The organism is Rhodococcus sp. UFZ-B548, from assembly GCF_903819475.1.
GTDB classification, from domain to species: Bacteria; Actinomycetota; Actinomycetes; order Mycobacteriales; family Mycobacteriaceae; genus Rhodococcus_F; species Rhodococcus_F erythropolis.
The window spans coordinates 123973-137997 of the sequence record NZ_CAIJDS010000010.1; the positions used below are offsets into that span (position 1 = coordinate 123973).

Annotated in this window: 10 protein-coding genes; 7 read left to right on the forward strand and 3 right to left on the reverse strand. The window is 62.4% G+C overall.

The features are described 5' to 3' along the window. Positions 1–9: 9 nt before the first annotated feature. From H7C86_RS11985 to H7C86_RS11995, 3 genes are read left to right on the forward strand one after another with little or no spacing between them, the layout of a single operon-like run. On the forward strand, positions 10–1671 hold the full coding sequence (locus tag H7C86_RS11985; RefSeq protein ID WP_182261580.1) for a class I adenylate-forming enzyme family protein: 1662 nt from the start codon (positions 10–12) through the stop codon (positions 1669–1671). Then, on the forward strand, positions 1668–3413 hold the full coding sequence (locus H7C86_RS11990) for an amidohydrolase family protein (protein ID WP_070795468.1): 1746 nt from the start codon (positions 1668–1670) through the stop codon (positions 3411–3413). Before H7C86_RS11985 ends, H7C86_RS11990 begins: the two co-directional genes overlap by 4 nt. Beyond that, the gene (locus H7C86_RS11995; protein WP_029256589.1) at positions 3403–4191 is read left to right on the forward strand and encodes an SDR family NAD(P)-dependent oxidoreductase; all 789 of its coding nucleotides are present in this window, start codon (positions 3403–3405) and stop codon (positions 4189–4191) included. Before H7C86_RS11990 ends, H7C86_RS11995 begins: the two co-directional genes overlap by 11 nt. 2 nt (positions 4192–4193) lie before the next feature. On the opposite strand, the gene H7C86_RS12000 is transcribed toward H7C86_RS11995, so the two are convergent. The 3 genes from H7C86_RS12000 to H7C86_RS12010 form a co-directional block, all read right to left on the reverse strand. Further along, entirely contained in the window at positions 4194–4673 is a 480-nt protein-coding gene (locus H7C86_RS12000; protein WP_019745891.1) for a carboxymuconolactone decarboxylase family protein, read from the reverse strand. Continuing rightward, positions 4670–5794, reverse strand: coding sequence for a dihydrodipicolinate reductase (locus tag H7C86_RS12005; RefSeq protein ID WP_182261581.1), 1125 nt, complete (start codon positions 5792–5794; stop codon positions 4670–4672). The genes H7C86_RS12000 and H7C86_RS12005 overlap by 4 nt, the downstream gene beginning before the upstream one ends. 61 nt (positions 5795–5855) lie before the next feature. Next, the gene (locus H7C86_RS12010) at positions 5856–6536 is read right to left on the reverse strand and encodes an NUDIX hydrolase (RefSeq protein WP_182261582.1); all 681 of its coding nucleotides are present in this window, start codon (positions 6534–6536) and stop codon (positions 5856–5858) included. A gap of 78 nt (positions 6537–6614) precedes the next feature. Here H7C86_RS12010 and H7C86_RS12015 point away from each other — a divergent pair, with 78 nt between their 5' ends. From H7C86_RS12015 to H7C86_RS12030, 4 genes are all read left to right on the forward strand, one after another. Continuing rightward, a complete protein-coding gene (locus H7C86_RS12015; RefSeq protein ID WP_182261583.1) occupies positions 6615–8552 on the forward strand; it encodes an O-acetyl-ADP-ribose deacetylase in 1938 nt (645 codons plus the stop codon). 270 nt (positions 8553–8822) lie between these two features. Beyond that, on the forward strand, positions 8823–9965 hold the full coding sequence (locus tag H7C86_RS12020; RefSeq protein WP_182261584.1) for an Ig-like domain-containing protein: 1143 nt from the start codon (positions 8823–8825) through the stop codon (positions 9963–9965). 29 nt (positions 9966–9994) lie between these two features. Then, complete coding sequence (locus tag H7C86_RS12025) at positions 9995–11740, forward strand: Ig-like domain-containing protein (protein WP_259349089.1); 1746 nt, start codon at positions 9995–9997, stop codon at positions 11738–11740. A gap of 104 nt (positions 11741–11844) precedes the next feature. Next, positions 11845–13968, forward strand: coding sequence for a phosphocholine-specific phospholipase C (locus H7C86_RS12030; protein ID WP_182261586.1), 2124 nt, complete (start codon positions 11845–11847; stop codon positions 13966–13968). The last annotated feature ends 57 nt before the right edge of the window (positions 13969–14025 follow it).

Sequence of the window (14025 nt, forward strand, 5' to 3'; positions counted from 1 at the left end):
GCACTTCACGTGACTACTTCCGCTGATACACAAGCATTCATCGCGTCCGTCATAGCTGGGCTGACCGGCCCCGGTGGTCCTTTCGAGATGCAAGTCGAGGATGTACTCGGCAGCTCGATGCCCGTCATGAAGAACCGTGACAAGGCACTCGGCGATGTGCTCGCCGCATCCTTCGATTACGGATCACGCGACTACCTGGTGACCAAGGACCGACGCTTCAGCTACCTCGAGCACGGCGAGGCCGTAGCAGCATTGGCCACTGCGCTGCGCGAGCGTTACGGCGTTCGCAAGGGCGATCGGGTGGGCATCCTCGCCGCCAATACGCCGGAATGGGTGATGACCTTCTGGGCGGCTCAGTCGCTTGGCGCCATCGCCGTCGGGTTCAACTCGTGGTGGGTGGCCCGTGAAGTGCAATACGGCATCGATCACACCACTCCCACCGTGGTGATCGCCGACGCCAAACGCGCACAAGTTCTTTCCGAAGTGAACACCGATGTTCCCGTGCTCACGATGGAAGAAGATCTACCGGCCTTGATGGAGAAGTATTCGGGTTCGGCACTGTCCCGCACGTCCGTCGACGAGGACGATCCGGCCGTCATTCTTTACACGAGCGGAACCAGCGGCCGCCCCAAGGGAGCTGTTCACACTCATCGAAACGTGTTGGCCGTCATCGACTACCACCGCTACAGCGATCGCCTCGCTGCGGCGTTCACCGGCCGACCCAGTGACGGCCGACCCAGTGACTTGCGGTATCTGCTGACCGCGTCGCTGTTTCACATTGCAAGCCTGCATAACCTGGCGATCCCACGACTCGCGACGGGCGGAGCCGTGGTCATCCATCAGGGCGCCTTCGACGTCGACGAAGTCCTTTCCCTTGTCGAACGCGAGAAGGTCACCAACTGGGCGGTGGTCCCCACCATGGCAACCCGTCTCCTCGAACATGGCAGTCTCGAGAAGTACGACCTGACCTCACTGAGCGCCTTTGCACTCGCGTCTGCGCCGTCATCTCCGGCTTTGCAAGACCGCCTGCGCGCGCGACTGCCTTTTGCGCAGCACACCTTGGTCGACAGTTACGGGCTCACCGAATCCTCCACCGGCATTTCGGTTGCCACGCCACCAGAACTCGCCGCGTTCCCCGGAACTCTCGGACGGCCCATCATCGGTGTGAGTGTGGAGGTCCGTGATCCATTCGGTGTTGCGGTTCCCGACGGCGAGGAGGGCGAAATCTGCGCTCGCAGTCCGTATGTGATGTCGGGATACTGGAACGACGAGACTGCAACTGCTGCCGCCATCGGTCCCGACCGATGGCTCCGAACCGGCGACTTCGGAGTTCTCGAAGACGGCCGACTCCGCCTGACGGGCCGCCGGTCCGATCTGATCCTGCGCGGCGGCGAGAACGTCTACCCTCTCGAAATCGAGCAGACTATCGACGAGCATCCCGCGGTACTCGAATGCGCTGTGATCGGCATTGATTCGGCAGACCTCGGCCAAGAAGTGGCGGCCGTTGTCGTTCTTCGCAGCGAGGGAGCGGCGACCGAAGAAGAACTACGCGACTATGTCGCCGAACGACTGGCCTACTTCAAGGTGCCGGTGAAGTGGAAACTGAGCACAACTCCTCTGCCTCGCAATGCAACCGGGAAGACGATACGCACAAAGGTGGCTATCTCATGACCTACGACGCCGTGATCAACAACGGTCTGTGGTTCGACGGCACCGGGGCGAAACCAGCTGTCCGCAATCTGGGTATCCGAGGCGGGCTGGTCACTGCCATCTCCCTCGATCCACTCGACGAAACCGACTGTCCCCGTGTCATCGACGCGCGGCGCAAGTGGGTGATCCCGGGCATCGTGGACATCCACACTCACTACGACGTCGAGATCCTCGAAGGCCCGGCGCTGAGCGAATCTCTCAGACACGGGGTCACGTCGATCTTTGTCGGATCGTGTTCCCTGTCCACCATTCACGCCAGCCCGTCGGACGCCGGCGACCTTTTCGGCCGCGTCGAAGCTATCCCACGCAAGCACGTCGTCGAAGCACTCACGCGGGCCAAGACCTGGAACTCCGCGAGAGAGTATGTTGCTGCACTCGAGGCGCTTCCGCTAGGTCCCAACATTGCAGCCTTCATCGGACACTCCGACATGCGAGCCGCCGAGATGGGACTGGATCGTGCTACCAGGAAGGACGTGCACCCCACCGACACCGAACTCGCGTCGATGGAAGCACAGTTGACCGAAGCTCTCGACGCAGGATTCGTCGGGATGTCCAGTCAGCAATTGTTGTTCGACAAACTCGACGGTGAGACCTGCCGATCACGCACGCTGCCGTCGACGTATGCAACCACGAAAGAACGACGCCGACTCAATGCGATCCTGCGCCGCCGAGGACGGGTATTTCAGGCCGGACCTGACCTCTCCAACCCGATGAGTACCGGAGCGATGGCGTTCTCCAGCGCGGGTATCTGGCGTAAGCGACTCAAGACGAGCATGCTTTCGGCGGCCGACATCAAGTCCAACAAGTTGGCCGTGGTGATCCTCGGCCCACTGGCACACTTGGTCAATCGACTCGGCGGAGACCTGCGCTGGCAGCACCTGCCAGTTCCCTTCGAGGTATATGCCGACGGCATCGACCTGGTTGTCTTCGAGGAGTTCGGATCCGGCGCTGCAGCACTGCATCTGACCGACGAGATGGAACGCAACGTTCTGATGCAGAGCGAGAAGTACCGTCGGCAATTCCGCAAGGACTACGATCAAAAATTCGGCGTCAAAGTCTGGCACCGCGACTTCTTCGACGCCGAAATCGTCTCCTGCCCCGACGAATCCCTTGTCGGCAAGAGCTTCGGGCAGGTCGGCGTCGAACGAGGCGGCCTCCACCCTGTCGATGCATTCCTGGATCTAGTCCTCGAACACGGCACGAAAGTGCGTTGGCGCACAACCATCTCGAACCACCGGCCGGAGATTCTGGACAAGTTCGCCCAGGACAACGGCGTCCAACTCGGGTTCTCCGACGCCGGAGCGCATTTGCGCAACATGGCGTTCTACAACTTCGGCTTACGACTGCTACGACGTGTCTACGATGCCCAAAAGGTCGGCCGTCCCTTCATGACCGTCGAGGCAGCGGTGCATCGCCTCACCGGCGAACTGGCCGAGTGGTACGACGTCGATGCCGGGCACCTTCGATTAGGTGACCGCGCCGACCTGGTTGTGATCGATCCCGCCCATCTCGACGATTCACTCGAGGCGTACGCCGAAAGTCCGGTCGTGGAGTACGACAACCTCTCCCGCATGGTCAATCGCAATGATCAGACCGTCACCGCAGTGTTCGTCGGCGGCGAGTACGTCTTCGGCGACGGAGAAGCAGCACCCGTTCTCGGCAACCGCCGAACCGGAAAGTTCTTGAAAGCAGGTGCCCATTAACACGTCCAGATTTGCCGGCAAAACCGCGGTTGTCACCGGCGCAGCATCAGGTATCGGTGCAGCCATTGCACTACGACTTATCGGCGAAGGCGCACAGGTAGCCGGAATCGACATCGATGCAGAGGGTTTGAAGGAGATAGCCTCCCAGCACGGCGCGTCTTTCCTCGCCGTTCCCGCTGACGTCACCAAGGAATCCGATGTTGCCGAGGCTATTGCCGCTGCGGCAGCGGAATTCGGCGGTATCGATCTGGCTTTCAACGTTGCCGGGGCGTCGAGGGTTGGGCAGATCGTCGACCTCGACGAGGCCGACTGGGACTTCACCATCGACCTGGTGCAGAAGGGCGTCTTCCTCTGCACCAAACATGAAGCGCGGCATATCCGAGAGCACGGTCGCGGTGGTGCGATAGTCAACGTGTCCTCATTGAACGCGCACGTACCGAGCCCCTACGGGAGCGCGTACGCGACAGGCAAAGCCGGGGTCGAGATGTTCAGCAAGAATGCCGCGATCGAACTCGCTGCGTCGGGGATCCGGGTCAATGCCGTTCTACCCGGCCTGGTCGACACGCCACTGGTCGCGCCGGTCATGAACTACGAACCCGCCCGCGACATGTTTCTCAGCCGAATTCCCATGTCCCGAGCGGCAACTCCCGACGAGATCGCAGGCCCCTGCCTCTATCTCGCCAGCGACGACGCCTCGTACATCACCGGAACCAGTCTGGTCGTCGACGGCGGCTGGGAGGTCTCGAACTACCCGGATCTGACGACGCTGGGCAACTAGGTTCAGTTGCCGGGCAACACACATTGAGTATCGAGGCCGAGGACGTGGTTGAGCCGGCCGAAGGCCAACCACGATCCGAGGCACATGCTCAACTCGACGATTTCTCGCTGGGAGTAGTGAGCGGTCATACGTTCCCAGAACTCGTCGTCGAGCCCATGGTGGTCGAGGGCGTATCTCTCGGCGTATTCGGCAGCGAGGCGTGTCCTGTCGTCGAACGCATCTGTGGTGCGCCAGTCGGTGACAGCCTGATCGAACGTCGACTCCACAGTCTCGCCGTCACGCTCGGTGCGCCAGTCCTGACAGAAGATGCACCCGTTGATCTGAGCGATCCGAAGCCTGGCCGCCTCGAACTCGCGGAGTCCGAGAGTGCCGTCCGTGTAAACCTTTTGGGAGAACCCGGCGGCCGCGGGCCCGATGCCGGGGACCATCTCTCCCCACACGTAGCCGATCGGGTTCTTACCTTCGGGTATGTCGATATTCATGTGAGTACCTCCGAGTTTCGGGCACCGAGCTTGCCGACGCCGGGTGTGAGCGGAACGTCCAGCGCGTCGTATAGGCCGGGTTCGGCCTGACGTAGCCACGGAATTGCGTTGACGAGACGTCCTACGGCCGTGGCATTTCCACCGGCCGCGCGGTTTCCACCTTCATCGGTGGCTTCGACGTTGATCTCGATTCGTGGTCGCCCTTCGACGATCACCTTGTGCGCGCCGTCGCCTCCGTCGGGCGGGAGCGGCCAGTCGCGGGCACAGGACGGATGAATACGCGTGACGTGTTCGATCACGATCAGGGGTTCCCCGCCGACGATTCCCTGAACCTCGAATCGCAGTGCGCCTTGGGTGCCGGCCGCGAACTCCCCCATATGTTCGGTCGACACGGTTTCCTCGAGCGGGCGGCGCAGCAAGGTCTCGCGGATCTCGTCGAGTTCCACCCCGAGCGCTCGGGCGATGAGCCGAATCTGCCCGCCCCAGACCATGGTGGGAACACTGGGCGCGACCATCGGAGGTTCGTAGTCCATCGGCTGACCCATCCCGATCAGGTAGCGGACAGAATCCGGCTGTTCGTAGGTCGTGTAGTCGAAGATTTCCTGACACCGGATCTGGTCGATTGTCCCCGCGAGCCCGCTGACGAGAATCGGCAGGATGTCGTTGCCCCAGCCTGGGTCGATACCGGAGACGAACAGAGCGCCGCCGCCCGTCTTGGCTGCAGCTTCGACGGGATCACGAAGTTCGGGAGGCGCAGATTTCGGGTCGTACAGCGCATATACCGACGGCGTGACCACTACAGCTCCGGCGGCCAGCGCCCGCGTGATGTCGGCAACCGCGTCATCGGGCCGGATGTCGCCGGACGCCGCGTAGACCACCGCGCCGGGGGACGCTGCGAGCACGGCATCGGCGTCGTCGGTAGCCGCGACGCCCAGGTGCACTCCCAGATCGGCGAGGTCACCGGCGTCTCGCCCGACCTTTGCGGGGTTGGCAACGATGACGCCGACAAGTTCGAGGGCCGGATTGGCTGTCACAGCGCGAATCGATGCACGCCCGACGTTGCCGGTACCCCACACGACAGTCGGAATCTTGGACTCGGCTTCATTCGAAACTGCACCCATCAATCGGACATTACCCAGCTCAGCGCGTCAGGTCAGCAGAACTGCAAGAATTCGTTTCACTTCATCCGGTCAAAAATGCCATTGCCTGCGCAGCCAGTGCGCCGTCACCCCGCCTCCGGTACGTCTCGGCGGGTCGGCCGTTACCTGGTCTGCTCATCTCGCCGGTACTTTCGAGCGCGTCGAACACCTGTCGGCGGAAGCTGTCCTTCTGGAACGGACGATCGAAGATCACCTCGTACAGTCCCCGAAGTTCGGCGACGGTGAACGTCCCGCCCGACAATCCGTCCGGATCCACGTACGACGCATACCTCGTGCGTAGGTCCGTGACCGCGAGTCGCACCATGTCGGCATGGTCGAACGCGAGTCCCCTCACTGCCTCGTCGTCGTACACATCGACGAGAAGCGCCGAATCGGGCAGTGCCGATTCCGGTAGGCCCGCGGTATGCGCGACCGACAAAACCCATCCACGGTCGTCGCGGTCCGGTCGGTCGAAGATCGCCAACTGGTGAAAGCTCGTCTGGGTCAATTCTGCCTTGACCGACAGGGCACGATCGGCTGCGGCCGTGAGCAATTCGCGTTCGTGCAGAAATGTTCCCGGTAGCGCCAGCGCACCGAGACGGTGCCGAACCACCAGAACTTTCAGAGATCCACCGCTGTAGGTCAGCACCGCGACGTCCACTGCCACAGACGGACGCGGATAGTCCGTCAATCCCTTGCCGCTCGTGCCTGTCCATTTATTCACCCTTGCATGTTATCTCAAACATGATCTATGGTTAGCGCAAAGTTGATCAAACGATCATCGCGAACCGAAGAGGTGGCTATGAAACTCACCGCACAGCAGTCCGATCGAGCGGCCGGCGTTCTGCTCGGCACCGCAGCAGGAGACGCACTCGGCGCCGGCTACGAATTCACCTACCCGAAGGCCGAGGTCACGATCGACATGATCGGTGGCGGCCCGTTCGACTGGGCGCCGGGAGAATGGACCGACGACACCTCGATGGCAGTTGCGATCGCCGAGGTGGCCGCTACCGGAATCGACATCGGAAGCTCTGACGGTCTCGATGCCATTGCAGCACAGTTCATCCGGTGGTACGACTCGAAGCCCGCGGACATCGGCAACCAGACGCGAGCAGTGTTGTCTGCCCGCTCCGAAAGCGCAGCGGCGATGGCGGATCGTGCGCGGGCGATCAGCGGCCGCAAGGCCGGCAACGGCTCGCTCATGCGCACCGCTCCCGTCGCCCTCTCCTACTTGGACGATGCAGAAGGTGCCAGGTCGGCAGCGCACCGGATCAGTTCACTCACGCACGACGACCCGCGTGCCGGACAGGCGTGCGAGTTGTGGACCCATGCCATCCGCCATGCCGTTGTCACCGGCAACTTCGACGGTGTTCGCGGCTTCCTCTCCGTTGCCGATCAGGACGTCGCCGAATACTGGGGCCCGCTGCTCGATCAGGCCGAAACCGGGAACCCGCAGGACTTCTCCAAGAACGGTTGGGTGGTGCATGCACTTCAGACTGCTTGGTGGGCCATCACTTCCACGGACAATGCCGACGCTCGCCACCTCCAGTACGCATTGGAAGCAGCCGTACGAGCCGGCGGGGACACCGACACGACTGCGGCCATCGCGGGTGGCCTCCTCGGCGCCCGTTGGGGAGCGTCGGCGGTTCCCGCCCGCTGGCGCCGAATCATGCACGGCTGGCCGGGATACCGTTCCTCCGATCTGGTTCGCCTGGCGATCAAGACTGCTCGCGGCGGTACCGACGACAAGAACGGATGGCCGTCGACGGCAGAACTCGATTACTCGAAATTCCGCGGAACCCACCACCTGACCACGCATCCGCACGACGACGGCGTCATGCTCGGCGGCGTCGATGCAGTGTCCACTGCGGACTACGACGCCGTGGTCAGCCTGTGCCGCATGGGAACACGGCAGGTCAGCTCCGATCACGTCGAGTTCTGGTTGGTCGACGACGGTCACGATTCCAACGCCAACCTCGAGTTCGTTATCGACGACGCAGCGCGCACCGTCCAGGCGTTGCGGGCCGAGGGAAAGCGCGTACTCCTTCATTGCGTTCAGGCGCACAGTCGCACACCGTCGGTTGCGGCGCGATACTCGATGTTGATCGGACGTGACCCCTACGACGTACGCTCGGCTATGCCGTGGGCTCGCCCGAAGCGTGAACTCTGGAACACGGCAGTCGGAAACACAGCCGTCGGACACACAGCCGTCGGGTACCCAGGAGGATCCATGGCCGCTATTACCGTCGTCGAAGGTGACATAACGACGCTGACCGTCGACGCCATCGTCAACGCGGCCAACTCCAGGCTCCTCGGCGGTGGCGGTGTCGACGGCGCGATCCACCGGGCCGGAGGACCGGAGATCCTGAAGGCCTGCGAGGTATTGCGCAACACCAGCCTTCCCGACGGCCTCCCGGTGGGTGCGGCCGTGGCCACCACCGCGGGAAAGCTCCACGCCAAGGCCGTGATTCACACCGTCGGCCCGAGGTATTCGCGCTCCGAGGACCGATCCGGATTGCTTCGGTCGGCGTACACCCGCAGTCTCGCCGTTGCCGACTCGATCGGCGCACGAACCGTCGCCTTTCCGTTGATCTCGGCAGGGGTCTACGGCTGGCCGAAGGAAGATGCGGTCCGACAGGCCGTTTCAGCGATTCGCGCGGCGAAGACCGAGGTCGAGACGGTCACACTGGTCGCATTCAACAAGGAGACGGCAGAACTGATGCGCCGCGCGATCGCCTGACCGTTTACCGGGCCCACTTCACGCCACGTTAAAGCAGTGCAGAGCGGTCAGAGAAGTGGAGAAATTTCGCCGGTTGGACGTTTGTCCAACAATTTGTCCGAATCGCATATTTCGCGGCTCGCTCTGTGTTCTACTCCTCTCCAGGGTTTGAGCTGGTGGTGAGCAAACGACGAAGACGTATTCGCTTCTCTGTCAGCTCGAGGCCGGTTCCCGGACCCGGCTTCAAGCCGAGAGCTCGATCTTTTCGAGCGCTACTCAAGGAGAATGTGAATGGTGTCGACGTTGATGCGCCGAGGAGTAGGGGTGGCCGCATCCTTGACCGGATGCGTTGCCCTGGTCGTCGGCGGAGCGGGAGTTTCATCCGCCGCTGATGTGAACCTTCCGTTCACGGCATCGTGTCACGGGTGGCAGTTCCCCGGTCCGATCACACACAACGAGACGCGTGATTCCGGCGTCACGATCAGTGCCCCGACCGTGGTTCCGCCGAACTCGACATTCACCTACCGACTCGCCCCCAAGCCGATGACGGTCCCCAATGACGGCTACGACCTCAGGTCCGTCGTGAACTGGACGCGTCTCAAGTTCGATTTCGACATCCCTGCAGGCACCTCCTACGTGGGGGCGCAGATCGTGGCCGGCACCAGCTCGAATCTGGGTGGGGTCGCCCCGACGATCACGCGGGTGAACGATGCCGGTTCACCCGATCCGAATGGGACGCATCTTCGTATCTCCGGCAACAACATCACGGCGGGCAACGGACCCAACACCGACGACAACGGCGGCGGCGGAATCGAGGTCGGTGGAGGAAAGACGTTCCAGCTCCCGGCAGTCGACGTCACCGTCACGTCTGGGGCTGTGGGAACCCAGATCAAGCCCATGCTCCGCGTTTCCGACACCAACTCCGGTTCCTACGACAGTGCCGCCAACTACCTGACCTTCCTGCAACAGGAAACCCTGCTCGGTGGCGTCAAATACTGGCTGACCACCAATTGCTCACCACGCGACAATCGTTCGGCCGGATTGAACGCAGGCGGCCAGCCGCTCGCCGTGATCAATGTCGACTCCAGCCTCGCTCAGACACAGACGCGAATCGACGCACCCGGTAAAGCTGTCGTCGGTGACTCCGTGGAGCTGACGGCAACGGTCACTCCTTGGCCGTCGGGAGGAACAGTGCAGTTCCGTGACGGAGGGGTCGACCTCGGCGCTCCGGTGGCCGTCGTCAACGGTGTCGCAAAGGCCAACCGCACGATGACAACAGCGGGCGACCACAACATCACGGCGTACTACACGGGATCTGCCGGTTTCATGGAATCGATATCGGGCGCCGTGACGATCAACGTGGTCGAACCGTCCGAGCCCGAGCCTGGCACCGGTAGCCTCGGCAGCCTTGGTACCCCCGGATTCGGGTCGTGAAAACTGTGAGCAGAAACCAGGATTCGTCGATGAACTCGAAACTGTTACGCGGCTCTGCGATTGCAACCGTCTCGGTACTGGCCGGCGGCTTGTTCTCCATCGTCGGCGGCGGAATCGCCTCTGCTGCCCCCGAGACCAAGAGCGTGGCCTTCACAACTGCATGCCATGTGCGCGAGATGGACGGTGCGGCAAGCCCGATCACGTTCAACGAGACGCTCGGCTCGGGGGTCACCATCACCGCGCCGACCACCGCGGCACCAGGTGAGACCATCACCTACCGGGTGCAGCCGAACGAGATGAAGGCAAACGGCGGCGGCCATGCCAGCCGTGGAGTCGTGCATTGGGCCCGGATCAAGTACGACTTCGACATCCCGTCGGGCGTCGAATTCGTGAGTTCCCAGCTTGTGGCGGACAGTGCGTACGGCCTCGGATCCGACAGTGCCACTCCAACAGTCACACAGATCGACGACGGCGGCAATCCATCGGCATCCGGTACGCACCTGCGTATCTCCGGATCGAATCGGACCATCGGAAACGGTCCGTCCTCCGCGGTTCGATCGAGTGACGGCATCATCGTCGGCGCCAACACCAAGTTCCGACTCCCCGCAGTCGACGTCACAGTCAAAGCCGGTGCGGCTGGTAGCGAGATCAAGCCTTCGCTGCGAGTTTCCGATCCCGGCTCCGCCAACTACGACGATGACCGAAATGCGCTCACATTCGTCCAGCGCGAAAAGGACGTCTTCGGAGTCAACTACTGGGAGCGCTACAACTGCTCCCCGCGGGACAACAGGAACTCCGGCCTCAACGCCGGTGGGCAGGCCCTGACCACCATCTACGTCAGCCAACCGACAACCACCACAATCCAGATGCCCGGCTCGATCCAAGCCAGCACACCGACAGAGCTTGTCGCAAAGGTGGATCCGGCGCCGGTCAACGGAAACGTGCAGTTCAGGGTGGACGGCGCTGACGTCGGTACACCTGTCACGCCCGGTGCCGACGGCACTGCCCGGCTACCGCATACCTTCTTCACCGCCGGAACCGCGCGGGTCTCCGCAACGTTCCAGGGAGTCAACGGATTCCAGAGTTCCAACTCGACAGAGGCGATAGTCACGGTGACTGCCGCACCTGTCGTCAAGCAAACCGACACTGCCGTGAACGTTCCTACCGATGCAAAGACGGGCGTATCGGTGTCGCTGAGGGCGCAGGTCACGCCGACCCCCACTGGTGGCACTCTCCAGTTCAAGGATGGCGCTGCAAATATCGGTGCCCCGATCCCGGTGGGCGCTGACGGAAAAGCCACTCTGGAACACGCATTCACCTCGGCCGGATCTCATGCAGTGTCGGCCTACTACTCCGGCGCAACAGGATTCATGCCGTCGATGGCATCAGCCCAAACGGTCACCGTGTCTGATCCCGCGCCGTCCGATGTCACCACCTCGACCTCACTGGCAGCTCCTACGACGGCCAAGCAGAATGTCGCGGCAGAACTTTCCGCAACGGTCAGTCCTAATCCGGGCGGGGGTTCGGTTCAGTTCTTCGACGGTGACCAACCCATCGGACAACCCGTTGTCGTCGGTGTCGATGGTGTGGCGCGACTGACGCACACTTTCGCATCGACGGGCGATCATCCGATCAAGGCGGCATACGCCGGGCGAAGCGGATTCACGCAGTCTGCGTCGGACGAATCCGTCGTAAAGGTTTCTGCTGCGCCTGATGATGGCGGAAACGGCGGCTCGGGCAGCCTCGGTTCGCTGGGCGGTCTCTTCGGTTCCTGATCGCATTTCTCTCGACACTGTTGCCGCTGCACCGATTCGGAGCAGCGGCAACAGCATGTCGCGGCCGTAGTCATAGCACTGATTGATTGATCGATGGAGCACAAGTGTCCAGGAATTCCTTTTCTCGACGGTCGTTTCTCGCCGCCGGGGTCGGTGCGACTGCAGTCGCCGCCGCTTCCCTTCTGCCGCCGTCGCTTCAACGTGCACTGGCGACACCCGCAAACTCCGGCGGGCTCGATTCGATCGAGCATGTTGTCCTCGTCATGCAGGAGAACAGATCTTTCGACCACTACTACGGCGCTCTGAGGGGTGTTCGCGGCTTCGGGGATCCGAATGCGTTGCGTCTACGCAGCGGCCAAAGCGTCTTCGAGCAACCCGGGCTTACCGGTCCTGTGCTCCCCTTCCCCATCCGCGATTCCGCTGCTGCACAACGCATGGACGCCCAGAACGTCACCGGGCTGGATCACAGCTGGGCAGGCGGACATGCCGCACTCGCCGACGGCTGGCACGACGGTTGGATTGCGGCAAAGACCGGTACGACGATGGCGTACTACGACCGGCAAGACATTCCCTTTCATTACGAACTGGCGGACTCGTTCACGATCTGCGACGCCTACCACTGCTCCGTTCCGACGTCGACGAGCCCCAACCGGAACTATTGGGTCTCTGGATACACCGGATACGAGCCACTTTCGCCGAATCCAACCGAGTCCGTCCTGCCTTCGGATCCGCCCGGCCCCGAGGGAAGAGCTGTAACCAATGCGGCCTACAACCCCTGGCACGCCGGCTACGGATGGACGACGGTTCCCGAGCGGTTGCAGTCCGCCGGCATTTCCTGGAAGACCTACCAAGAGTGGGACAACTTCGGAGACAACAACCTCGAATACTTCACTGCCTTCAAGAAAGTGGCGGCAGGGCTGCTTGGTCGGCCAAGCCTGCTCCCCTACGAACTGCAGACCTTGGCCGGGTTCTATCTCGCCCTGCCGTCGATGCCGGCGCCGGTCCAGGACGCAGCGGTACTGGCCCTCGAGAATGCTGCAGACCAACTGTCGCCTGCTGATCGCCAACTCTACGATCGCGCACTGTACCGATCCCGGCCCGGCACACTGGCCGCCGAGTTCAGGAAGGACGCCGAGTCGGGCCGACTGCCGCAAGTCAGTTATCTCGTTCCGTCCGAAGTGGATTCGGAGCACCCATCGGGATCGTCACCTGCGGCGAGCGCAACACTGCTATATCAAGTGCTCGACGCCGTCGCCTCCGATCCCGATCTGTGGGCGAAGACGGCCGTGATCGTCAACTTCGACGAGAACGACGGGTACTTCGACCATGTACCGCCACCTCGACCACCGCGCTCGGTCGAAACCGAATGGGTCGGCAATCAGCCGCTCGGCCTCGGCCCGAGGGTGCCGATGACGATCATCTCACCGTGGACTGTTGGCGGTTTCGTTTGTTCACAAGTGTTCGACCACACGTCCGTCACGCAATTCCTGGAGAAGCGGTTCGGAATCACGCAGCCGGAAATCGACCCGTGGCGACGCACGGTGAGTGGCGACCTGACGTCGGCGTTCGACTTCGCCAACCCGCGTAGCCGACCGACTTTGGCGCGCCCGCAGCCCACTCCGCCTCTGGAACCGCGGTGGACACCGACCCCACCCACCGAACAGAGAATGCCCCTGCAGGAAAGCGGCACTCGACCAGCACGGGCCCTTCCCTATCAGCCCGACGCCTACACGACGGTGAACCCGGAAACCGGCTCGTTGACGGTCCATCTGGTCAATGCCGGTGCCGCATCAACTCACCTGGCCTTGTACCCGTACGCAGGTGAGTTCGACGAGCCACGGCATTACGACCTCCTGGGCGAGGTCGATGACATCGTTGCGCTCAGTGATCGCATCTACAGCCTGACCCTGTTGGGTCCCAATGGTTTCAAGCGCGAGTTCAGTGGAGCGACAGACAGTGCGGCAGCTTCGCTCGACGTCTCGACAACCATCGACGCAGGGTCGCGCGCGCTTGTACTGACCGCGAACAATTCCGGAAGTCGTGCACTCTCCGTCGACGTCGACGGGGACCGACGGAAGCTCGCTGCCGGCGCACGCGGCCGGTGGGCGGTGGCGTCGGTGGACGGCTGGTATCAGGCCACTGTGACGGTCGACGAAGATCCTGAATTCAAGCGCGTGCTCGTCGGACACATCGAAAACGGGCGTACCAGCGTAAGCCAACCGACGTGAATCGACACCGAGTGATCAAGACCAGGTCTGAATCCCCAGTCGGACAAGTCAATCCAT

Bases quoted from the DNA above. Each gene is read 5' to 3' on its own strand.
- H7C86_RS12000 (WP_019745891.1), bottom strand. From the start codon at position 4,673: ATGAATATCGACATACCCGAAGGTAAGAACCCGATCGGCTACGTGTGG.
- H7C86_RS12025 (WP_259349089.1), top strand. From the start codon at position 9,995: ATGAACTCGAAACTGTTACGCGGCTCTGCGATTGCAACCGTCTCGGTA.
- H7C86_RS12020 (WP_182261584.1), top strand. From the start codon at position 8,823: ATGGTGTCGACGTTGATGCGCCGAGGAGTAGGGGTGGCCGCATCCTTG.
- H7C86_RS12005 (WP_182261581.1), bottom strand. From the start codon at position 5,794: ATGGGTGCAGTTTCGAATGAAGCCGAGTCCAAGATTCCGACTGTCGTG.
- H7C86_RS11990 (WP_070795468.1), top strand. From the start codon at position 1,668: ATGACCTACGACGCCGTGATCAACAACGGTCTGTGGTTCGACGGCACC.
- H7C86_RS12015 (WP_182261583.1), top strand. From the start codon at position 6,615: ATGAAACTCACCGCACAGCAGTCCGATCGAGCGGCCGGCGTTCTGCTC.